Annotated in this window: 22 protein-coding genes; 11 read left to right on the forward strand and 11 right to left on the reverse strand. The window is 60.6% G+C overall.

The window, feature by feature from the left end; genetic code table 11:
- The first annotated feature begins 138 nt into the window (after positions 1 to 138).
- Positions 139 to 2,250, forward strand: coding sequence for a catalase (gene katE / locus MESAU_RS26765; protein ID WP_015319165.1), 2,112 nt, complete (start codon positions 139 to 141; stop codon positions 2,248 to 2,250).
- A gap of 68 nt (positions 2,251 to 2,318) precedes the next feature.
- On the opposite strand, the gene MESAU_RS26770 is transcribed toward katE, so the two are convergent.
- From MESAU_RS26770 to MESAU_RS26800, 8 genes are all read right to left on the reverse strand, one after another.
- Complete coding sequence (locus tag MESAU_RS26770; RefSeq protein WP_015319166.1) at positions 2,319 to 2,813, reverse strand: hypothetical protein; 495 nt, start codon at positions 2,811 to 2,813, stop codon at positions 2,319 to 2,321.
- Between the two features lie 15 nt (positions 2,814 to 2,828).
- Positions 2,829 to 3,002 carry a hypothetical protein gene (locus MESAU_RS31345; protein WP_157163672.1) on the reverse strand — a complete coding sequence of 58 codons (174 nt, stop codon included), beginning with the start codon at positions 3,000 to 3,002 and terminating at the stop codon, positions 2,829 to 2,831.
- Positions 3,003 to 3,176: 174 nt separating this feature from the next.
- Positions 3,177 to 3,506 (reverse strand): hypothetical protein, encoded by a 330-nt coding sequence (locus MESAU_RS26775; protein WP_015319167.1) that lies wholly within the window; start codon positions 3,504 to 3,506, stop codon positions 3,177 to 3,179.
- A gap of 245 nt (positions 3,507 to 3,751) precedes the next feature.
- Complete coding sequence (locus MESAU_RS26780; RefSeq protein WP_015319168.1) at positions 3,752 to 4,291, reverse strand: prepilin peptidase; 540 nt, start codon at positions 4,289 to 4,291, stop codon at positions 3,752 to 3,754.
- Positions 4,292 to 4,293: 2 nt separating this feature from the next.
- Positions 4,294 to 4,854: a tetratricopeptide repeat protein gene (locus MESAU_RS26785; protein WP_015319169.1), complete on the reverse strand. Its 561-nt coding sequence runs from the start codon at positions 4,852 to 4,854 to the stop codon at positions 4,294 to 4,296.
- Between the two features lie 54 nt (positions 4,855 to 4,908).
- On the reverse strand, positions 4,909 to 5,859 hold the full coding sequence (locus tag MESAU_RS26790; protein WP_015319170.1) for a type II secretion system F family protein: 951 nt from the start codon (positions 5,857 to 5,859) through the stop codon (positions 4,909 to 4,911).
- A gap of 19 nt (positions 5,860 to 5,878) precedes the next feature.
- Positions 5,879 to 6,847, reverse strand: coding sequence for a type II secretion system F family protein (locus MESAU_RS26795; protein WP_015319171.1), 969 nt, complete (start codon positions 6,845 to 6,847; stop codon positions 5,879 to 5,881).
- Entirely contained in the window at positions 6,847 to 8,232 is a 1,386-nt protein-coding gene (locus tag MESAU_RS26800) for a TadA family conjugal transfer-associated ATPase (RefSeq protein WP_015319172.1), read from the reverse strand. Before MESAU_RS26800 ends, MESAU_RS26795 begins: the two co-directional genes overlap by 1 nt.
- Positions 8,233 to 8,775: 543 nt before the next feature.
- On the opposite strand from MESAU_RS26800, the gene MESAU_RS26805 reads away from it, so the two are divergent.
- The 10 genes from MESAU_RS26805 (at position 8,776) to MESAU_RS26850 (ending at position 16,998) form a co-directional block, all read left to right on the forward strand.
- Positions 8,776 to 8,991, forward strand: coding sequence for a Flp family type IVb pilin (locus MESAU_RS26805; protein WP_015319173.1), 216 nt, complete (start codon positions 8,776 to 8,778; stop codon positions 8,989 to 8,991).
- 90 nt (positions 8,992 to 9,081) lie between these two features.
- Positions 9,082 to 10,122, forward strand: coding sequence for a Flp pilus assembly protein CpaB (gene cpaB, locus MESAU_RS26810; RefSeq protein WP_015319174.1), 1,041 nt, complete (start codon positions 9,082 to 9,084; stop codon positions 10,120 to 10,122).
- A gap of 53 nt (positions 10,123 to 10,175) precedes the next feature.
- Positions 10,176 to 11,612 (forward strand): type II and III secretion system protein family protein, encoded by a 1,437-nt coding sequence (locus tag MESAU_RS26815; protein WP_015319175.1) that lies wholly within the window; start codon positions 10,176 to 10,178, stop codon positions 11,610 to 11,612.
- Positions 11,599 to 11,889: a hypothetical protein gene (locus MESAU_RS26820; protein WP_015319176.1), complete on the forward strand. Its 291-nt coding sequence runs from the start codon at positions 11,599 to 11,601 to the stop codon at positions 11,887 to 11,889. The genes MESAU_RS26815 and MESAU_RS26820 overlap by 14 nt, the downstream gene beginning before the upstream one ends.
- Before the next feature lie 71 nt (positions 11,890 to 11,960).
- Positions 11,961 to 13,547: a pilus assembly protein TadG-related protein gene (locus MESAU_RS26825; RefSeq protein WP_015319177.1), complete on the forward strand. Its 1,587-nt coding sequence runs from the start codon at positions 11,961 to 11,963 to the stop codon at positions 13,545 to 13,547.
- Positions 13,548 to 13,551: 4 nt separating this feature from the next.
- On the forward strand, positions 13,552 to 14,076 hold the full coding sequence (locus MESAU_RS26830) for a TadE/TadG family type IV pilus assembly protein (protein WP_015319178.1): 525 nt from the start codon (positions 13,552 to 13,554) through the stop codon (positions 14,074 to 14,076).
- 46 nt (positions 14,077 to 14,122) lie between these two features.
- Positions 14,123 to 14,719, forward strand: a complete 597-nt coding sequence (locus MESAU_RS26835; RefSeq protein ID WP_245262905.1) for a TadE family protein — start codon at positions 14,123 to 14,125, stop codon at positions 14,717 to 14,719.
- Positions 14,716 to 15,879 (forward strand): CpaE/TadZ family protein, encoded by a 1,164-nt coding sequence (locus MESAU_RS26840; protein WP_015319180.1) that lies wholly within the window; start codon positions 14,716 to 14,718, stop codon positions 15,877 to 15,879. The genes MESAU_RS26835 and MESAU_RS26840 overlap by 4 nt, the downstream gene beginning before the upstream one ends.
- On the forward strand, positions 15,866 to 16,438 hold the full coding sequence (locus MESAU_RS26845; RefSeq protein WP_015319181.1) for a L,D-transpeptidase: 573 nt from the start codon (positions 15,866 to 15,868) through the stop codon (positions 16,436 to 16,438). Before MESAU_RS26840 ends, MESAU_RS26845 begins: the two co-directional genes overlap by 14 nt.
- The gene (locus MESAU_RS26850; RefSeq protein ID WP_015319182.1) at positions 16,435 to 16,998 is read left to right on the forward strand and encodes a hypothetical protein; all 564 of its coding nucleotides are present in this window, start codon (positions 16,435 to 16,437) and stop codon (positions 16,996 to 16,998) included. Before MESAU_RS26845 ends, MESAU_RS26850 begins: the two co-directional genes overlap by 4 nt.
- Before the next feature lie 37 nt (positions 16,999 to 17,035).
- On the opposite strand, the gene MESAU_RS26855 is transcribed toward MESAU_RS26850, so the two are convergent.
- The 3 genes from MESAU_RS26855 to MESAU_RS26865 form a co-directional block, all read right to left on the reverse strand.
- Positions 17,036 to 17,503 carry a hypothetical protein gene (locus MESAU_RS26855; protein WP_245262906.1) on the reverse strand — a complete coding sequence of 156 codons (468 nt, stop codon included), beginning with the start codon at positions 17,501 to 17,503 and terminating at the stop codon, positions 17,036 to 17,038.
- A 153-nt stretch (positions 17,504 to 17,656) separates the two neighbouring features.
- A complete protein-coding gene (locus tag MESAU_RS26860; protein WP_015319184.1) occupies positions 17,657 to 18,472 on the reverse strand; it encodes an alpha/beta hydrolase in 816 nt (271 codons plus the stop codon).
- A gap of 9 nt (positions 18,473 to 18,481) precedes the next feature.
- Complete coding sequence (locus MESAU_RS26865) at positions 18,482 to 19,969, reverse strand: NAD-dependent succinate-semialdehyde dehydrogenase (protein ID WP_015319185.1); 1,488 nt, start codon at positions 19,967 to 19,969, stop codon at positions 18,482 to 18,484.
- Between the last annotated feature and the right edge of the window lie 15 nt (positions 19,970 to 19,984).

Here is a 19,984-nt window from a genome sequence, read left to right on the forward strand (position 1 = left end):
GCCGTCGCCGCGATAGGGATGTCGCCTTGGGCGATGCACGCGCGCGCGCCGGTTCTTTCACGGGAACAAAGCCGCGCACCGGCAGTTTGACCTCCTGAGTACTTCCACCCCCCTCCGGCATCAAAACGAGGATATGTCATGGCCAAATCCGCCCGTCGCTCCGCTCGCCAATCGGCAAGTGGTCAGGAACCGGATAGCGCGCGCGGAAACGGCGGGGAATTGCACCAGATCGCCGGGGGTGAGACGCCCACCCTGACCACGGCGCTCGGAACACCCGTCTCCGACGATCAAAACACATTGCGGATCGGCGAACGCGGACCAGCGCTGATCGAGGACTCTCATTTTCGCGAGAAGATTTTCCACTTCGACCACGAACGCATTCCCGAAAGGGTCGTCCATGCCCGGGGCTACGGCGCGCATGGTTACTTCGAGACCTACGAGTCTCTGGCCAAATACACACGTGCCGATATTTTCCAGAGGGCCGGCGAAAAGACACCGGCTTTCGTGCGCTTCTCGACGGTTGCCGGCAACAAAGGCTCGTTCGATCTCGCCCGCGACGTCCGCGGCTTCGCGGTCAAGCTCTACACCAGGGAAGGCAATTGGGATCTGGTCGGCAACAATATCCCGGTCTTCTTCATCCAGGACGCGATCAAGTTTCCCGATCTGATCCATGCCGCCAAACAGGAGCCGGACCGGGCCTTTCCTCAAGCCCAGACCGCTCACGATAATTTCTGGGACTTCATCAGCCTGATGCCGGAATCGATGCACATGGTGATGTGGATCATGTCGGATCGCGCGATCCCGCGCTCCTTCCGCTTCATGCAGGGCTTTGGCGTCCACACGTTCCGCCTGGTCAACGCGAAAGACGAATCCACCTTCGTCAAATTCATCTGGAAGCCAAAGCTCGGCATGCAATCGGTGGTCTGGAATGAGGCGGTCAAGATCAATGGCGCCGATCCAGACTTTCACCGTCGCGATCTGTGGGACGCCATCCAGTCCGGCAATTTCCCGGAATGGGAGTTGACGGTGCAATTGTTCGATCAGGCGTTTGCCGACAGCTTCGACTTCGACATTCTGGACGCAACCAAGATCATTCCTGAAGAGGTGCTCGAACCAATCCCGGTCGGGCGGCTGGTGCTTGACCGGATGCCGGATAATTTCTTCGCGGAGACCGAGCAGGTTGCCTTCATGACGCAGAATGTGCCGCCCGGAATTGACTTCTCCAACGATCCGCTTCTGCAGGGCCGCAACTTCTCCTATCTCGATACCCAGTTGAAACGGCTGGGCAGCCCGAACTTTACCCATCTCCCGATCAATGCGCCGAAGTGCCCGTTCGCCCATTTCCAACAGGACGGACACATGGCTATGCGCAATCCTGTCGGTCGCGCCAACTATGAACCGAATTCATGGGGGCTGGGACCGCGCGAGGATCCGCAACGCGGCTTTCGTTCCTTCGCCGATGCCGAAGACGGGCAGAAGGTGCGTCTGCGCGCGGAAAGCTTCGCCGATCACTACAGCCAGGCCCGGCAATTCTTCAACAGCCAGACACCGCCGGAGCAGCGCCACATCGCCATGGCGCTGACCTTCGAATTGAGCAAGGTCCAGGCACCGGCGATCCGCGAACGCATGGTTTCGCATCTGCTGAACATCGACGAAACCCTGGCGACCACCGTCGCCGACAAGCTCGGCATTCGGAATATGCCCGACCCTGCGGAGGCAGCCGTTCCGACGCGCGACGACCTGCCGCCTTCGCCGGCGCTCAGCATCATCGAGAACGGGCCTGACAGTTTCAAGGGCCGCAAGGTCGGCGTCTTGCTCAGCAATGGAACCGACCCCGCGCTGTTCGAAGAGCTCCGTTCCGCCATCGAAACGGAGGGCGCGGTGATGGAGGTGATCGCGCCCAAGGTGGGCGGCGTCGATGCGGCCGACGGCACCCACATCGAGGCCAGACACATGATCGACGGCGGCCCGTCTGTGTTGTTCGACGCCGTGGTGCTGCTCCTCTCGGAGGAGGGTGCCGAGATGCTGCTCGACGAGGCGGCCGCGAAGGACTTCGTGTCAGATGCGTTCGCGCATTGCAAATTCATCGGCTTCACAGCGGCGGCCCAACCTCTCCTGGCCAAGGCGGGCGTGGCGCCCGATGCCGATGAGGGGCTGATCGGGCTTGATACCGCAGGTTCCGTGAAGACGTTTATAGAGGCTTGCCGCAAACTGCGGCTGTGGGCACGGGAAACCGCTGTCAAGCTTTGATGCGGAGAGCCATGCGCTGTCACACCGGCGCATGGCTGCAAGGCCCGGTATGCAGCCATGCCTAGGCCCTATGGTTGGCGGGCTTCTCTGGCGGCCTGTTCTCGCTGCTGTTTCAGGACCTCGTCGGTCCCGACCAGCTTCTTTGCTCCGCCTGGAATTGCCGTGGACACCACCGCGGGTGGGTCGCTTGCCGGAAAAGAGTCCTCCAACCCGGCCTGCAGTTGATCCTCGAGCGTCTGCGGTTCTTCGGAGCGGCCAGGCGTCCTGCGCGTATCCATCTTCTCCAGCGACTGTTTCTTCTTTGGTGACTCATTGGCTTCGCGGATCAAGGCATAAAGCTGCTCGATCGCGAATTCCTTCATCGTTTCGAAATCGGGCCGATCGTCCTTCGTCGCCTCTATCTGATCGACCATGGCCTTCTCGAACCGCCCAAGGCTTTCACCGCCGCAGGCATGGGAAAGGCGCAGCAATGCCTCGTGCAGCATCATCGGGGTGAAGTAAGCCGACGCTTCAAGCCTGAGTTGCCGCAGACGATCCGGAGTGGCAGCCTGGAATTTTGACATGGACGGTCCTTTCTCTCACGAGCGTGTCAACGACAGTTGATCGCCGATGTTCCACCACGCCTGAACATACTTCATGTCCAGCGACCTACCGGAACCAGCTTGCCGGCCTCCGGAACCGTCCATGATCTTGCGTGACTGGTCATGATGAGCCGGTTCTCCCGCACGGCGACGGCGGGCGTTTTCCAGCATGTCACGATTTCTTGTGATGAAGGAATGCAGGTCCGGCACGCGCCTGCCAACCCGATCGAGCGGACGGCGTTCCTGACGCCATCGCGGCTCAGCGGCGCCCCTGCAGCAAGAACACCGCCCGATCAGTCGCCCCAGGGAGAAGAACGACTTCGGGCGGCGCTCCGAGCCACTGGCTCATTTGTTGCAGTTCTGCATGTTCGACGTCGTGTTGCCGCTGGCGGTGTTGTTGTCGATGTCGTTGCCCGCGGCATCCTTGCAACGGTCGGTCATGCCGTTCGACTTGGTTGTCGAGTTTGTCGAATTTGTCGTGCTTGGGTCGGCGGGTGTGGTCGTCGCACCGGAGCCTGTGCCGACGCCAGTGCCGGTCGTGGTCCCATTGCCGCCACTGGTGGCGCCGGACGTCGAGCCTGAACCATTGCCGGATCCGGTGCCGTTCGACTGTGCCATTGCCGACGTGGCCAGAGCGACCGTAAGCACGGTGGCGGAGAGAAGTTTGGTGATCATTGGAGCATCTCCTTTGGTTGTGTACTGCTTCCACCAAACCTGTCTTTCCCGGATATGTTCCGAGTGAAACGCTCTTCAGCCAAATTCTCATGGATGGGATCTTGTGCCGATGCGAACGCTTTCCGCGCGCCTTGGTTTGCGTGCAGTGGGCGGCGGTGGATCTGTCAGCTGACGGGAACGGCAGGGTCCGTTCGGACGGGATCACCAGCCCCAAACGATCTTCCCATGCACATGGCGACGATGGATTAGTTGAGCTGGCCGAGGATACCAGAGCTGTTGGCCAGGACAAAACTCCAGTAGATCTGGAGCGCTATCGTGCAGATCGCGGCCGCCGAAATCGGCACGCCGAAAGGCACCACACCCCTCTGATCGAGATGCTGGACGTAGACGCGGAAGGCACTTTGAGGCAGCAGGAGCGGGTTTTTCACGACCAGGGCCGTGGCGAGCGCGAATACCAGCAGCAGCAGCGAAAATACCGTCAGGCCACTACCGCCGATCAGAAGCGGCACGACCGCCAGCAGCTTGACGTCGCCGGCGCCGATCTTGCGCAGCAACCAGAATGGGAAGAGCGCCAGAAACAGCAACAGGCCGGCCATCGCGCTCAAGCCCATATCCCACCAGGACCTGGATTGAAGCGACAAAAGCAGGAGCGATCCAAGTCCCAGGCACAGCAGCAGCAGCACGTCGCGGTTGGATATTTTCTGGGTGGTGAAGTCGAGCCAGGCAATCCGTGCGAGCAGGCCCGCGGCCAGGATCTTGAGCACTATCGCTTCAGTCAGCAGCACGTTCAGCGCTCGATGTTCTGCACGCTGGACGAGAGCAGCTTCAGATTGTTGGCGACGGTCGGATCGTTGGGCGCCAATTCATAGGCCTTGAGGAAATTGCTGCGTGCATCCTGCAGCTTGCCGCGCAGCAGATCGGAATAGCCGACATTGTTGTAATATTCGGGCGACGGCCCCATCAGCTTGAACGCGCGGCCATAGGCGCGGTCGGCAAGGTCGAAGCGGTGGATGCGGTCGCAGGAAGCGGCCAAGCCCATCCAGGCGCCGCCGTCATTGGGCGCCAGTTGCGTCGCCTTGAAGAACAAGGCGCCGGAATTGCCGTAGTTTTCGGCGCGGAACTGGTTCTTGGCCTCCGCGACGGCCTGGTCCGAGGCATAATATTCGACGTCGCTGACGGTCTTCAATCCGTCGAAGGCGTCGCCAAACGACGTCACATCGCCTTTCGAGGGTTCGTTGGTGCGCACGACCCCACCAGTGGTGTCCGCACCGTTTGTCTGGCAGCCGGCAAGCGCCGCCAACAACAGACTGGCAGCGACGACGGTTGCGAGGCGCGTTGGCCCTGTCATTTTTATCCCCCAAGAGTCCTGCGACTCTATTTTAGAATCAAAGCATATACCCATTTAGAAGAAAATGCCTTTCATCCGAATTATCACCGGCAACATGATGACCATCATGACGACCGGGAAGATGCACAACCCCAACGGGATCATCATTTTGACGGGAAGAGAATTGGCCCGTTCCTCGGCACTCAGGATTCGTTGCCCACGCATCTCCGCACTATAAACACGCAAAGCGTCGGTGAGGCTGGTGCCAAGTTCCTCAGACTGCCGGAACAGCACGGCCAGCGCCCTCGCCTCATCAAGGCCAATGCGGTCCGAGAGTTCGCGCAACGCCTCTCGCAGCGGCTTGCCAGCGCGCAGTTGCAAATTCATGATCGACAGCTGTATTCCCAGCCATTTGTGGGTGGCGGCCATTTCATGGCTGACGCGTTCGACTGCCCCCTCCAGGCTCATGCCGGCATCGGCACAAGTGATCATCATATCCATGAAGTCGGGGAATGCCCGACGATAGATTTGTTTCTGGCTGTTCTCGAAACGGTCGAGCAGAATGGAGGGAACTATCATGCAGGCGAGGCCGAACAGGGCAGAACCGGCAAGAGTGATGAAACCCGGCAGGTTCGGCGGCAGAACCCGCGACAGGATCGCATACATTGCCAGAAAACCAACGCATACCGCGACAAGGCGGGACAGCGTATAAGTCAGCGGTGCGCTTGCTTGATAAAAGCCGGCGCGAAAGAGTTTCGCCTCGAGGGCATTGGGCTCTTCCCGCTCCTTCTCGATCGACTTGAAGTAGGCATCGACCGGCCGTTGCGCCGCAAGCTTGGCAAGCTGGTCTTGTCCCAGCATCGATCGGCGATCTGTAATTCCTTCGCCCATCAGGCTCTGTGCGACGAGCTTTCGTGTCTGCAGAGCCGGCAGGAAGACAAGCGCACCGAACAGGAAGAAAGACACCGCTGCCACAAAGACGGCAATGGACACCAAGAAGCCCAGGTCCTGAATGTTCGAAAACAATTTTGTTCGTCGCTCCCTGTCAAAAATCGAAAGTAACCATCCGGTACATGATGAAGTCGCCAAGCAGCGCCCACAACCCAAAAAGCAGAAATATCGGGAAGACCAGCGGGTTGCCCCAGACGGCGCCGTAATAGGCCGGGGCAAGGATTTGAAGTGTGAAGAACATCACAATAGGAAACAAGGAAATGATCCACGCGGAGACGCGACCTTCAGCTGAAAGCGCCCTGATTTTCATTCGCAATTTCTGCCGCTCACGCAGAACCGAGGAAAGATTGGCGAGAATTTCGGTCAAATTGCCGCCCGTCTTGGCCTGGATCGACAGCGATACCGACAGCAGCTGAAGGCCCTCGAAGCCGACACGTTGCGAAAGCTTTCGCACGGCCTGCTCGATGCTGAGGCCAAAGGTGATCTCGTCGGAGACGATGCCGAACTCGGTACCGAGCGGATCGGGCATTTCGCGCGCGACCAGACCGATCGCGACCGAAGCCGGGTGTCCGGCGCGCAGCGAACGAACGATCATGTCCAGCGCATCCGGCAGCTGTTTGGCGAATTTCCGGATTCGCTTGTTGCGGGCACGCCGGAGAACGAGAAGCGGCAGGACAAGCCCTAGGACCAGAAAGACGATGAGCGATGCCAAAGCGGAAAAATTGAAGAATACCAGCAGCAATGCCACCGCCAGCCCTGCAAGCAGAAATGTTGCGGCGAAGGTCAATGGATTTCCGGTGATACCGGACTGGGTATAGAGCCTGTTCAACCAAACCATACCGAAAAGAAAATCGCCCGAGTCCGTGAGGCCGCGTTCTCGCAGCAACCCCTGTAACGTTTGTTCGGCCGGGACGTCGCCAGCGAGCCGCTTCAATCGGCGGTTAACTGCCAGGGACCGGGAGCGGCGGCCGGCAAATGAAAGATACAGGGCTTCGCCGGCGAGAATGACCGAAGCTGCCGCCAGCATGTAGATGAAGTACAGCAGAGCTTGACCGGTCGGCATCAGAGGGCAACCTGTGGGTTGAAGGCGTCCTTGGCAAAATGATGGCCAAGCGTCGCGGCCTCCGGAGCGAAGCGGGGACGAACGCCCGTTGCGCGGAAGTCTCCGACGACCTTGCCCTCGGCTGTGACCTCACGGCGGACGAAATGATAGATTTCCTGAAGCTGGACGACATTACCCTCCATGCCAGTCAGCTCCGATATGGAGGTGACACGCCGGCCGCCGTCCGAAAGACGCTGCGTCTGGACGATGATGTCGATGGCGGAGGCAATCTGCGCCCGGATCGAGTCGTGCGTCATCGGCATGCCGGCCATGCCGACCATCTGCTCGAGCCGCGAGATCGCATCGCGCGGTGTGTTGGCGTGGATGGTGGTCATCGAGCCTTCGTGGCCAGTGTTCATCGCCTGCAGCATGTCGAAGGCCTCCTCGCCGCGCACCTCGCCGACGATGATGCGGTCCGGCCGCATGCGCAACGCGTTCTTCAGCAATTCGCGCTGGCGCACCTCGCCCCTCCCCTCGACATTGGGTGGCCGCGTCTCTAGCCGGCCGACATGCGGCTGCTGCAATTGCAGTTCGGCCGCATCCTCGATGGTGATCAGTCGTTCCTTCGAGGGTATGTAGCTCGACAAGGCATTGAGCAACGTCGTCTTGCCGCTGCCGGTGCCGCCCGAAACCAGGATCGATTTGCGCGCCTGGACGGCGATCCGCAGCAGCTCGATCATCGGCGGCCGGATCGAATTGAATGCCATCAAACGCTCGAGCGAATAGGGGTTCTTGGAGAATTTGCGGATTGATACCAGCGGGCCATCCACCGAAATCGGCCGCACCGCGATGTTGACGCGAGAGCCGTCCTCCAGGCGGGCATCGACCATGGGCGAGGATTCATCGACACGCCTGCCGATAGCCGAAACGATCTTGTTGATGACCCGCAGCAGATGCGCCTCGTCACGAAATCGGATTGGCGTTTCTTCGACGATGCCACGCCGCTCTATGAAAACGCGCTTGTGGGTGTTGATCAAAATATCGGTAATGGAATCGTCCTTGAGCAGCGGTTCGATCGGCCCGAGACCCAGCATCTCGTCGGCGGTGTCGCTGGTCAATTGATCGAGTTCGCGTGCGTTCAACGGCACGTTCCGGTTTCGAACGAACTCACGCACGATCGGACGGATCTCGTTCAGGATCTCATCCTTGGAAGCACTTTCAAGTGCGGTCAGGTTGAACCGATCGATAAGATGGCGATGAATCTCGACCTTGAGCGTCAGAAAATCCTCGCCATGCGATTCAATATCAGCGACGGTTGAAAGGGGCTGAGCAACAGGCGTGACCGCCGGCGACTCGACCTTTGTCACTGCCTGTTCGCTTGCCCCCTTGATGAACCGCCCCAGCATAATCGCCTATGCTCCCCTAGCCCTACATTAGCGGAAACTAAACGTTAACCAATCAGGGCACAAGCGCCGTGGTGCCTCGCGCTTGGTCAATACTTTCAACATAGTTAAAGTGCGCCCCGAAAAAATATCGTTTTTATTTTATGCCCCCGCGCTGCCAACTATGACTGAGTGAATAAGCTTCCAGAGCGCCGTGTGGCCCTTGGGAGCTCCAACAGCGGAATCCACTCCATATCTGGCTATAACCCCTTAGATATAAAGGGATATGCTATTTTGCTAAATTAGCTACCGTTCTATTAGGACATATGCATAATTGTGAACGAATGGTTAAGGGCGCTTGAAAAATCAGACGAATCAAGCTCTTGCTGATAATTAAGGCGAATTTCAATTCGGAATTTCATGTATTGGGAAGTTAAGGAACCGTTAATCCCGTTTGACTCCGCAAATCCTCGAGACCTAGGATCGCGATGACGGGGGATGCTTGGGTATGGAGTTCATCCTTGGCTCTGTCTCGTCGGGTTCCAACCTCCAAAGGGAGAAATTGACATGAAGAAGCTCATGACGATGACCCGGCAGTTCCGCGACGATGAAAACGGCGCTGCCATGGTCGAGTATTCCATCCTTATCGGCATTATCGCCGTTGCATCGATCCTTACCGTCATCGCGATCGGCCAATGGGTGAACGCCCGGTTCTCCGCCCTCTGCACCGCCCTCGACAATGGGCCTGGCACCTGCGTCGCAGCCACGGGCGTCGGTACCTGATCAACTTCCGATTTTCAGGCCCGGATCAAATCCGGGCCTGAAAACACTCAGATCACTCGGCCGTTCTGCTGCCTTTTCGGGGTTTGGGCCATGCGCGCCAATACGCTTATCATGATCGTTCTCGCCGGCGTGTTCGGCGTTCTGGCCGTTGTGCTGGTCAATATCTGGCTTGCAGGCCAGCGAAGCGCCATGGCGCAAACGGGGGTCGTACAAGGCAGCACGGTCGTGGTTGCGGCAATGCCACTGAAGTTCGGTGACGCTCTGAGCGCAGATAAACTGCGCGAAGTCGCATGGCCGGCGGGCGCGGTTCCAGCCGGGGCATTCAAGTCAACAAAAGACCTGTTAGCTGGCGACGGTGCCAAGCAGGCATTGCAAGCGATCGGCGTCAATGAGCCGATTCTTGCCACCAAAATCACCGGCCCCGGCCAGCGCGCCACACTTTCGGCGGTGCTCGGCGAAGGCATGAAGGCCGTGTCCATTCGCGTCAACGACGTGCTCGGCGTCGCCGGCTTCGTCTTCCCGGGCGACCGGGTCGATATTCTACTCACCCGCACGGCGCGCGGCGATGATGGTACGGATAAGAGTTTCGTCGATGTGCTGCTGCAGAGCATGAAGGTGCTCGCCATCGACCAAGTGGCCGACGAAAGCAAGGACAGCCCGACGGTGGTGAAGTCCGTGACGCTCGAGGCCAGTACCAGGGACGCGCAAAAGCTGACGCTGGCGGCAGGCGCCGGCCAATTGTCGCTGGCGCTGCGCCAGGCCGCGGCCAGCAAGGGCGAGACGACCGAACGGGTTACGCTTTCCGACCTGAGCGGCGAAACGCCGGCCGACGTCGCAGCCAGGCAGGCGGAGCTCGACAAGAAAGCGGCCGCGGACGCATTGGCGGAAGCCGAGCGCAAGCGCGCCGACGACAAGATTGCCGGGCTTGCCCAGGCTGTGGAACGCGTTGGAAGCCGGCTTGACGAGTTGGGCAAGGCCAAGCCGATTCCCGTGGCGGTCCCGGCCCCGCCGGCCAAGGACGTCGTCAAGGAAGTGATCAAATATGTGCAGCCGGAGCCGCCTGCACGCGCCACGGTCGGGGTTTTCAGGGGCGTGAAGCTCGAAACCTATGACGTGCCGCGACAGCCATAGAAAAAGTGCGCGATTGAATAGGGCTGCCACCGGCAGCCATTGGGGAGACGGGGATGAAGGGGTTTTGGTTGGGGATGGCGACGGCCGCGCTGGCGGTGCTGCTGTCGAGCGTCGGGGCCGATGCGGCTGACCGTTTCATCGACGTGTCGAACCCCAGCGTCCATCGTGTTTTCCTGCCGATGTCGCAATCGGTGACAATCCAGGTGAACGCCAATCTCGGCGACATCGTCGTCGGCGACGAGAAGATCGCCGATGCGCAGCCGATGACCGATCGCACGCTCTATGTCATCGGCAAGGGCGCCGGCACCACCACGGTCAATCTCTTTTCAACGGACAAACGTTCGCTCGGCGTGATCCAGATCGAGGTCGGCGTCGATGTCAGCGACATGGCGGCGGCGATCCGTCAGGTGTCGCCGAGGTCGCGGATAGAAATCGGCTCGGTCAATGGCAGGGTTCGGCTTGGCGGTCATGTCAAGGACGGCGCGACGCTGGCGGCCATCATGGAAGTTGCCCAGCAATACGGGCCCGACGCCATCATCAATGCCGTCACCGTCGACGACAGCCAGCAGGTCAACCTGGAAGTGCGGGTCCTGGAAGCCAAGCGCAATGCCGGCCGCGATCTCGGCGTGTCGATCAGGACCAAGAACAGCAGGGGAACGACGCGCACCGGCACTGGCATTGCGGCCGTCGATGAAGACGGCGTGGTGGCAAATCCGGCAGCAGACCTGGTCACCGGCCTGCTGTCGAACAGCAATCCGTTCGCAGCGCTGATCACCCGCGTCATCGACAGCAACATCAAGGTCGATTTGATCATCGAAGCACTTGAGGCCAAGGGTGTGGTGCGCACGCTTGCCGAGCCGAACCTCACCACGCTCTCCGGCGAGCCGGCCAGCTTCAACGCCGGCGGCCAAGTGCCGATCCGCAGCGTCGACGCCAACGGCCAGGTCCAGATCGAATACAAGCAGTTCGGCGTCAATCTCCTGTTCACGCCGGTGGTGCTCGCCGACGACAAGATCCATATGAAACTTGCGCCGGAGGTCAGCGACCTGACCGGCTTCACCACCGCCGGCGACCCGATCTTCACCAATCGCAAATTGGATACCGTCGTCGAATTGCGCGACGGCCAGAGCTTCGCGGTCGGCGGCCTGCTGTCGAGCAAGACCACCAAGCTTCAGAACCAGGTGCCGTGGCTCGGCCAGGTGCCGGTCATCGGCACTCTGTTTCGCAATTCGAGCAACCAGAAGGAAGAGACCGAGCTGGTCGTCATCGTCACGCCGCACATCGTGCGGCCGGTGAAGCCCGGCGAGCAGTTGGCGACGCCGTTCGACAAGACCCGGCCGGCCAACGACCCTGAGTTCTTCTTGCTCGGCCAGCTCGAAGTGAACAAGGACATGATCCGCAAGTACGAACACGGCGACGGCGTCACCGGCCCCTATGGCCACATGCTGGACTTCAAATCGAAGGACAAGATGCTCTATGTCAAGAAATAGCGCCTTGATCCTCATTCTGTGTGCCGGGTCGCTTTCAGGCTGCGCCGCGGACTATCTGAACCACTATGACTCGGTGACCTTGGCCGCCGGCGACACGCAGAAGTTCAACTCGATGCTGCAGACGGTCGACCCGCTCAATCCTAACGCAAGGAATACCAAGATCGAGGGTGACGGCGCGCGCGCCGCTGCCGTTGCCAAGGCCTACAAATATCCGCCGCCGCCGCCGCCGCCGCCGGCCATCACGGTCAATGTCGGCGGGTCGGGCGTGACGCCGTGAACTGAACCGAAGGATGCGGAGGGCGCCGGGCATGCGAGGGGCTCTGGCGCAAGAAAGCAGAGAGTAAGGTCATGTTGGGGACCATTCGTGCGTTCTGGAACGATCAGCGCGGCATAGCGATGATCCTCGTCGCGATTATGTTGCCGGTGATTATCGGCTTTGCTCTGCTGGTCATCGATATGTCCCGCGCCAACAGCCTGCATAACGACCTGCAGAAGGGGGCCGATGCCCTCGCGCTTGCTGCGGCCGCAGAACTGGACGGCGGGACAGATGCGATAATTCGCGCAAATCGAGCCTTGGCCGACTCCGTTCTTGGTAACACACCCCTTGTCGACAACACTTATCGCTTCTCGGATCAGGGCAGCCAGAAAACGTTGACGTCGAGTGGCATCACCTGGCGGTATCTAAGCAGCCTGCCAGCCAACGACAGCGACCCGATTGTAGCGGCAAACGTAATCACCGACGAATCGAATGACGCGGCCGACGCTCGGTTTGTCGAGGTGACTGTGAAGCCTACCGGCTTCGCGGCGATATTCCCGGCATCGTTCCTAACCGCAAATAACGCCGACAATAGCTTCTCTGTCGGAGCCAAGGCTGTCGCGGGGTTTAATAGCGCCGTGTGCGACTTTACCCCTGTTTTCATGTGCAATCCATATGAGATGGTTAACGGCACCAACGATGCCGGCGGCATTACGCTGCAGCAGGCAGTAGCAGAAAGGAAATACCGTCGGCGGCTCATTCAGCTTCGAACCGTAGGTAACAATGCCGGATATTTCCCGGGCAATTTTGGTTTCCTGGAAACCGACGGCAAAGGAGCAAAGGGCCTAGCGACTGCCTTGGCATCAGCCAAGCCCGGTGCCTGTTACGGCAAGAACAGCATTACAACCGCCACCGGCCAAAAGGCGGGTAAGGTGAAGGGGGCGATCAATCTGCGCTTCGGAATGCAGGAGTCTGGCAGCAACTTCAATGGGGCAGAGTTTGGTCCCGCAGTAAACGTCAGAAAAGGCGCAAAGAAAACCAGTGGAGGCAATACCTGTCCTTCATCAAACGACCTCACGTTCGATGTGGACGGGCAGACCCAAGGGCTCGGGCTTGATTCGTGCTTCAAAACCAACACCTGTACGATGATGGGCGGCCGCATGGGAGGAGGCGATTGGGATCTAAATACTAGTTCCAATTCGTATTGGAAGATCAACCACATACCAAGCGGCATTGCCCTCCCGTCTGCGCTGCAAGGAACAGGCGACAATCTTCCGACCCGCTATGAAGTTTACAAGTACGAGAACGACCCCACGCATAACCTAATCGACGACAAATCCAAAGCTCCCGGCAACGAAATAGGCAGACCGTCTAATAAATGCGAGGAACCTATCAGCTACGTCGACCGACGCCTTCTTTACGGAGCGGTCATAGACTGCCAAAAACTCGAAACGGACCCGAATGTAGATTTGGGTGGACATACTGAAAATTTGCCAGTGGAAGCATTTGCCAGTTTCTTCATTACACAACCGGTAAGAACCGACCGCTGTACCGGTAAGGGAACAACATGCTTTGACTATGACGCTGATATTTTTGTCGAACTGGTCGACGTGACCGGTCACGCCGGCCAAGGCACACTCAACAATTTTCTCCGCGACGAACCGCAGCTTTACAGGTGATGTGATGCTGACAGCGCTGAGGTCGCTTTTATACAGGTTTGGTGGCGAGGAGAGAGGGGCTGTTCTCGTCGAAATGACGTTAATTACGCCGCTAATGATCAGTCTTTCTGCCGGCGTTTTCGAGTTCGGAAATCTTCTCCATCAGAAGCTGCTGATTGAAGCTGGTCTCAATGACGGGGCTCGCTACGCGGCGCGCTGTAATCAGACATTCAATACAGCGTTGAACTGCGGCACCTACGCGCGCAACATCGCCGCAACAGGATCGTACAATTGCGGCGGCGATTGCGCCGTTGCCAGCCGGGTCGCGGGCTGGCTGCCGGCGACGGTAATGGTCGATCTCAACCACCGCGTGATAACGGTGACTACCGACGCCAATGGCCTAGTGAACTACCATAGTACAACCCCCAATGTCCGGGTCGTTCGGCTCGATACTTCATTTACATACACCGGCGCTTCCTTGCTTAGCTATCTTGGCCTGGGACCGATCACCTTTTCCGCTGCCCACGAAGAACGCTACATCGGGTGGTGAGATGCACGCATTAGCCCGGTTCAGGAAAGAGGAAGACGGCGCTACGATGGTGGAAGCCGCCATCAGCATGACCCTGCTGCTGATACTAACCCTCGGCTTCGTGGATTTTGGCTACGCCTGGTATCAATGGAATTCCGCGACCAAAGCCGTGGAAATCGGGGCACGCATGGCTTCGATCTCAGACCCGATCGCACCCGAAATCGCGGCGGCTGGACTCACGACAACACCAGGCGATCCGATCCCTGTAGGCAACTACGACTTTACGTGCAATGGCGCCACCAGCACTTGCAGCTGTGTCGGCACGGGATGCACAGCAACATTCACCGCCGCTAATTTCAACAAGATCTTTCGCGGAGACGCGACGGGCACCGGCACCTGCCCGCCGCTCGCGGCAGGACAACGGCCGGGCATGTGCCATTTCTTTCCGATGCTCCTGCCCGCCAATGTCGTCGTGCGATATGTGGCCACGGGATTGGGTTACCAAACTCGTCCGGGCGGGCCGGTCCCAACAATAACTGTCAATTTGCAGGGCGTCACATTCCAATTCTTCTTTCTCGGCGCCTTGCTTGGTTTCAACAACCTCACAATGCCCTCCATGCTGAGCACGGTCACGGGCGAAGATCTGAAGAGCACCGCGCCATGAACGCCATCAGCACCAAGGTTACCCCCACCAAGCGCAAGCAGGTTGCGCTGTTTTCCTCCGATCCGAATTTCAAGCGCGATGTGGCGACGCGGCTCGATGCGCTGGCGATCTATGATGTGCGGGTTGCCGAGACGGGCGATTTTCTCAAGGGGCCGCCGGCCGACACGCGTCCGGGCATCGTCATCCTCGATCTCGGCAATGGCGAATTGCTCGGCAATCCAGGCATCGTCGAGGCGCGCGCGCTGTGGGCTGGTGTGCCGCTGATCGCGGTTTCGGACGAGCTGACATCGGAGCAGACGCGCGTTCTGGTGCGCATGAATGCCTCGGACTGGCTGCACAAGCCGCTCGACGGCAAGGAACTGCTCAACGCCGTCACCTTCCACGACAGCGGCAACCAGGGCGCCAAGAGCCGCATCATCACCTTCATCAGCGCCAGCGGCGGCGCCGGCGCCACGACGCTGGCGCTGTCGGCGGCCGAATTCCTGGCCTCGAAATCGACGGAGCGCGCGGCCTCGACCTGCCTGGTCGACCTCGACTTCCAGAGCGCCAATTGCGGCGCCTATCTCAACCTGTTCAACCAGTTCGACCTTGCCGGCATTATCGGCCAGCCGGAACGGCTCGATGTCGAACTGATGGACGTCATCAAGCTGTCGCGGCCTTCCGGCCTGACGCTCTACGCCTTCGAGCGGCCGCAACTGCCGTTCGAGCCGCAGGGCGCCGATTTCGTCTTCCGGCTGCTCGATCTCGTCGCCTACCGTTTCGACGACATTGTCATCGACCTGCCGAACATCGAAACGCCCTGGCACAATTCCGTGCTGTCGACGAGCGACGAGATCTTCATCGTCTTCGAGCTCAATGTCGCTTCGCTGCGGCAAGGCAAACGGCTCTACAAGAAGATCCGCGAGCTGCGCGGCAATGCCGTCTCGATCACGCTGGTCGCCAACAAGCACAAGCGCAAATGGTTCGGCAACCACTTCTCGCGCAGCGAGCTGGAGAAGATCTTCAAGGCGCCGCACATCAAGTCGGTCGGCCTCGACAACGCCCTGCTGGCCGACGCGCTGAACCGCGCCATGCTGCCGTCCGAAGTGGATGGGCGGGCGCGCTTCAACAAGGACCTGAAGAAGATGTTCCGCGAGCGGCTCGACGATGCGGCCCGCTAGCGGCCACCGCCTGCGGCTGACAGCCGCCTGCCTGCTTGGCCTGGCGCTGGCGCCCGCGGCCGGGCAGACTGCGTTGGCGGACAGCCGCCCGCCTCTGCCGGCCATGGGCCCCAGCCTGCGCAAGACCGTGGCGTTTTCCACCCAGGAGAAGACCGGGACCATCATCATCCGCAAGCAGGAAAAAGCGCTCTATCTGGTGACCGGCAAGGGCGAGGCCCTGCGCTACCGGATCAGTGTCGGACGCGATGGCTTCGGCTGGACGGGTACGGTCCAGGTGGGAGCCAAGACCGAGTGGCCTGCGTGGCGACCGCCCAGGGAAATGCGCGCCCGCCAGCCGGAATTGCCTGACATGGTGCCCTCGGGGCCGTACAATCCACTCGGCGCAAGGGCGCTCTATCTGCTTCGGGACGGCCGCGACACGCTCTATCGCATCCATGGCACCAACGACCCTTCGGGCGTGGGTTTCGACGGCACGTCGGGCTGTTTTCGCCTGACCAATACCGATGTCATCGATCTTTTCAGGCGCGTGCCTGTCGGCACCAAGGTGGTGGTCCAATGACGACGATCAGCGATCCCGACGACCTTGTGCTAGCGGTCGAACCGCTGTTGCTCGACAGGGAGAAGAGCCGGTCCAGGCTCGCCATTGCCGTCTCTGTCGGCCTGGCGCTGTTTGCCCTGCTGAACGCCACCGCGGCCGTCTATCTCTACCGCGGCATCAACGATCTGCGCGCGATCGAGGCGCGGCTGGAGGACCTCGGCCAGTTCGAGCAGCGCATGAGCACGCGGCTCGACACCGTCAACAATGGATTTCAAAGCCGGTTCGAGGCGCTGGACGACCGGCTGCGGGCAAGCTTCGGCGAGGTCAACGCCAACATCGCCCGGCAGCCACCGGAGATGTCGGGAAATCACGGTGGCGAGGAGCCGCGCGTCGTCGAACTCCCCTCGCCCGCCGAAGATACGGCAGCGGTCGCCAGCGCCGCCGACGCAGAGCCCGCCATCGGGGATATGCCGCGGGTAACGCGAAGGCGGTCGGCTCCTGCAGCGCCTCCCGCGCCGAGCTCCAACTACCAGCGGAGCGTATCGCCGGAAGGCAAGGTCACCTATCACAAGATAAACTAGGACGGGACCTGCGCGCGGCCCGTAGCACTGCGCTGGTCTAGAAATCCCGCTGCAGTGCCATGATCCGGACGCGCCGCGATTCAACGCGCATGCCGAGTTCACGGACATAGGCAAGGTGGCAATAGGCGCAGGCGGTGACCCCGATGACCGCCAGCAGGCAGTTCAGCCAGGTGAAATCCATCATCAGCGAGAACCGAAAGCCACTCGGCGCCGTGAACGCGGCAATGGTGCTGGCGGTCTGCGAACGGCCACCAATGAAGATCATCGACGCCGCGAGGATCAAGATGCCGTGGTTGGCAAGAAAGAATGCGGCCGACCTTCTGGCCCGGCTTGCCATCCAGCAGACCACCAGGGCCGCGCCCAGCAGAGCGAAATCCAGGACCATCGACCCTCCCAGATAGACGTCGACCTGCTGCCAGACCATGCCCGACGAGGGGTGCAAGGCGAGCCAGATCTTCCACATGTCGGGGCTTGCGGGGTAGGTTCCGAGCAGGAGCGTGGCCATTCGCTCCGCCGCCAGGATCAGCAGGACACAGGCAGGAAAGGCGAAAAGCAATAGTGGTTGGCGCTTCATGGTGCCTCGCAATCTGGCAGGCAGATTACGCGCCATGAGTTGCGCAAGGCTTAACGGGGGAAGGTTCGGCTGAGACAGGATCGATCAAGCGGCTCGGATCATGTCGTACAGCCAAGTGCCCGCTTTTGTATGCCTGACACCCAAATCCCGGACACTGTCCATGTGATTGCGCCCCTCGACGATGCCGCTCGAAGCCGTCAGGCGCTGCTCCGTCAGGCGATCGGCAAACAATTTGGCCTGCAGGTGAAACGGTTCCGTCTCTCGCTCACCGACCAGCAGCGTGACCTTTGTCCGCGACGAGTGGGATTTGCTCATCGGCGAATACGCCCCGACTTCCGTGTCGGTCAGGCCTATCAAGGGCTCAAGGAAGGATTGTTGGAGGGGCTTCAAATCGTAGAGCCCGCCGAGCAGGAGTGCCGCCGAGGGCGGATGTGCCGACCGCTCGTCAAATAAAAAGGTCGCCAGATGCGCCCCGGCGGAATGACCGCTGACGCTTAGCCGACCGGCATCGCCGCCATGGCTGGCGATATTATCGAGCACCCATTGCCTCGCACGCCGGACCTGGTCGACGATCGCCGCCATCCTGACGGCGGGCATCAGCGCATAGTCGATCACGACCGCGATTGCCCTGGCGCTCGTCACCGTTTCGGCGATGTAGGAATAGTCGCTCTTGGCGAACATGCGCCAATAACCGCCATGGATGAAGATGTGCACCGGGAGGTTCCTGCGCGGTCCCTTCGGAAAGAACAGGTCGAGGCGTTCGGCCTCGTGCGGGCCATAGGCGATGTCCGCCAGCATCGGCAGCGAAGCCCGCGTCGCGGTGCTGCGGGCGACGATGTCGGCCACGATGTCATCGAAATCGGCAACGTGGTCACGGGTGCGAAAAGGGTCCTTCGACATGGTGTCCGCTCAGAAGGTTACAGCGATGTATTTGGCCTCCATGAACTCGGCGATGCCGTGATGCTGGCCCCCTTCCCGCCCGAGGCCGCTCTGCTTGACTCCGCCGAAGGGCGCGGCGGGATCCGACATCAGGCCGCGGTTGAGGCCGATCATGCCGGCCTCGATCTCGGCGGCCACCCGCATGCCGCGCGCCACATCGCGGGTGTAGAGATAGGCGGCGAGGCCGTATTCGGTGTTGTTGGCGTGGAGAATGGCCTGCGCCTCGCTCTCGAAGCGGGTGATGGGCGCTACCGGGCCGAAGATCTCCTCATGCGCCATATCGGCGTCCGGCGAGACTTCGGACAGGACCGTCGGCGGATAGAAAAAACCATCCCCTTCAGGCACCGAGCCGCCGCACAGTACCTTGGCCCCCCGGCTGACCGCGTCCTTGACCAGCCGGTCGATCTTGTCGACCGCCTTCTTGGTGATCATGGGTCCACATTCGGTGTCCGCCTTGGTGCCGGCGCCGATCTTGAGCGCAGCCATGCGCTGCGCAAGACCGTCGGCGAACGCATCGTGGATACCCGACTGGACGTAGATGCGGTTGGCAGCCGTACAGGCTTCGCCGGCATTGCGCATTTTGGCGATCATGGCGCCGTCGAGGGCCGCATCGAGATCGGCATCGTCGAAGACGATGAAGGGTGCATTGCCGCCAAGCTCCATGGAACAGGAAATCACATGTTTGGCGGCCTCGGCGAGCAAGGCCCGGCCGATCCCGGTCGAACCGGTGAAGGAGAGCTTCCTGACGCGCGGATCGGCCAGCATGGCCGACGTCAGGGGGCCGGGTGTCGACGTCGTCAGCACGTTCACGACACCGTCCGGTACGCCGGCGTCGCTGTAGAGCGCGGCCAGCGCATAGGCGGTCAGCGGCGTCTCGCTGGCCGGTTTCAGAATGACCGTGCAGCCTGCCGCGAGTGCCGGTGCGATCTTGCGCGTCGCCATCGCGGCGGGGAAATTCCACGGCGTGATGAGGACGCAGATGCCGATCGGCTGGTAATCGACGACGATGCGGTTGGCGCCGGACGGGGCGGTGCCGAACTCGCCGGTGATACGAACCGCTTCCTCGGCGTTCCAGCGGAAGAATTCGGCTGCATAGGCGACCTCGCCGCGCGCGTCGCGCAGGGCCTTGCCGTTCTCCAGCGAGATCAGCATGGCAAGCGTCTCCGACCGCTCGACCATCAGCTCGAAACAGCGCCTGAGAATCTCCGAGCGCTTGCGCGGCGCTGTCTCGCGCCACCCCTTGGCGGCCTTGGCTGCCGCTTCGACCGCGGCGGCGGCATCCTCCAGGGTCGCGTCGGGGACTGCCGCGATCACCGCGCCGGAGGATGGATCGGTGACCTCGATGAGCCCGCCGTCGGACGACGGCAGCCATTGTCCGCCAATGTAGAGCCGGTGCGGAAAGCCCCGAACGTCGTACGGATCCTGATCGAGAGGGAAGGCATTGTAGGGAAGGTTCATCGTCTTGTTCCTGAC

The organism is Mesorhizobium australicum WSM2073 (genome assembly GCF_000230995.2).
In the GTDB taxonomy this organism is placed as follows: Bacteria; Pseudomonadota; Alphaproteobacteria; order Rhizobiales; family Rhizobiaceae; genus Mesorhizobium; species Mesorhizobium australicum.

What these genes read in the sequence shown, in the direction of transcription:
- katE (WP_015319165.1), top strand. Translation starts at nt 139, where the DNA reads ATGGCCAAATCCGCCCGTCGCTCCGCTCGCCAATCGGCAAGTGGTCAG.
- MESAU_RS26770 (WP_015319166.1), bottom strand. Translation starts at nt 2,813, where the DNA reads ATGTCAAAATTCCAGGCTGCCACTCCGGATCGTCTGCGGCAACTCAGG.
- MESAU_RS31345 (WP_157163672.1), bottom strand. Translation starts at nt 3,002, where the DNA reads ATGCTGGAAAACGCCCGCCGTCGCCGTGCGGGAGAACCGGCTCATCAT.
- MESAU_RS26775 (WP_015319167.1), bottom strand. Translation starts at nt 3,506, where the DNA reads ATGATCACCAAACTTCTCTCCGCCACCGTGCTTACGGTCGCTCTGGCC.
- MESAU_RS26785 (WP_015319169.1), bottom strand. Translation starts at nt 4,854, where the DNA reads ATGACAGGGCCAACGCGCCTCGCAACCGTCGTCGCTGCCAGTCTGTTG.
- MESAU_RS26795 (WP_015319171.1), bottom strand. Translation starts at nt 6,847, where the DNA reads ATGCCGACCGGTCAAGCTCTGCTGTACTTCATCTACATGCTGGCGGCA.
- MESAU_RS26800 (WP_015319172.1), bottom strand. Translation starts at nt 8,232, where the DNA reads ATGCTGGGGCGGTTCATCAAGGGGGCAAGCGAACAGGCAGTGACAAAG.
- MESAU_RS26805 (WP_015319173.1), top strand. Translation starts at nt 8,776, where the DNA reads ATGAAGAAGCTCATGACGATGACCCGGCAGTTCCGCGACGATGAAAAC.
- cpaB (WP_015319174.1), top strand. Translation starts at nt 9,082, where the DNA reads ATGCGCGCCAATACGCTTATCATGATCGTTCTCGCCGGCGTGTTCGGC.
- MESAU_RS26815 (WP_015319175.1), top strand. Translation starts at nt 10,176, where the DNA reads ATGAAGGGGTTTTGGTTGGGGATGGCGACGGCCGCGCTGGCGGTGCTG.
- MESAU_RS26820 (WP_015319176.1), top strand. Translation starts at nt 11,599, where the DNA reads ATGTCAAGAAATAGCGCCTTGATCCTCATTCTGTGTGCCGGGTCGCTT.
- MESAU_RS26825 (WP_015319177.1), top strand. Translation starts at nt 11,961, where the DNA reads ATGTTGGGGACCATTCGTGCGTTCTGGAACGATCAGCGCGGCATAGCG.
- MESAU_RS26830 (WP_015319178.1), top strand. Translation starts at nt 13,552, where the DNA reads ATGCTGACAGCGCTGAGGTCGCTTTTATACAGGTTTGGTGGCGAGGAG.
- MESAU_RS26835 (WP_245262905.1), top strand. Translation starts at nt 14,123, where the DNA reads ATGGTGGAAGCCGCCATCAGCATGACCCTGCTGCTGATACTAACCCTC.
- MESAU_RS26840 (WP_015319180.1), top strand. Translation starts at nt 14,716, where the DNA reads ATGAACGCCATCAGCACCAAGGTTACCCCCACCAAGCGCAAGCAGGTT.
- MESAU_RS26845 (WP_015319181.1), top strand. Translation starts at nt 15,866, where the DNA reads ATGCGGCCCGCTAGCGGCCACCGCCTGCGGCTGACAGCCGCCTGCCTG.
- MESAU_RS26850 (WP_015319182.1), top strand. Translation starts at nt 16,435, where the DNA reads ATGACGACGATCAGCGATCCCGACGACCTTGTGCTAGCGGTCGAACCG.
- MESAU_RS26855 (WP_245262906.1), bottom strand. Translation starts at nt 17,503, where the DNA reads ATGGCCACGCTCCTGCTCGGAACCTACCCCGCAAGCCCCGACATGTGG.
- MESAU_RS26860 (WP_015319184.1), bottom strand. Translation starts at nt 18,472, where the DNA reads ATGTCGAAGGACCCTTTTCGCACCCGTGACCACGTTGCCGATTTCGAT.
- MESAU_RS26865 (WP_015319185.1), bottom strand. Translation starts at nt 19,969, where the DNA reads ATGAACCTTCCCTACAATGCCTTCCCTCTCGATCAGGATCCGTACGAC.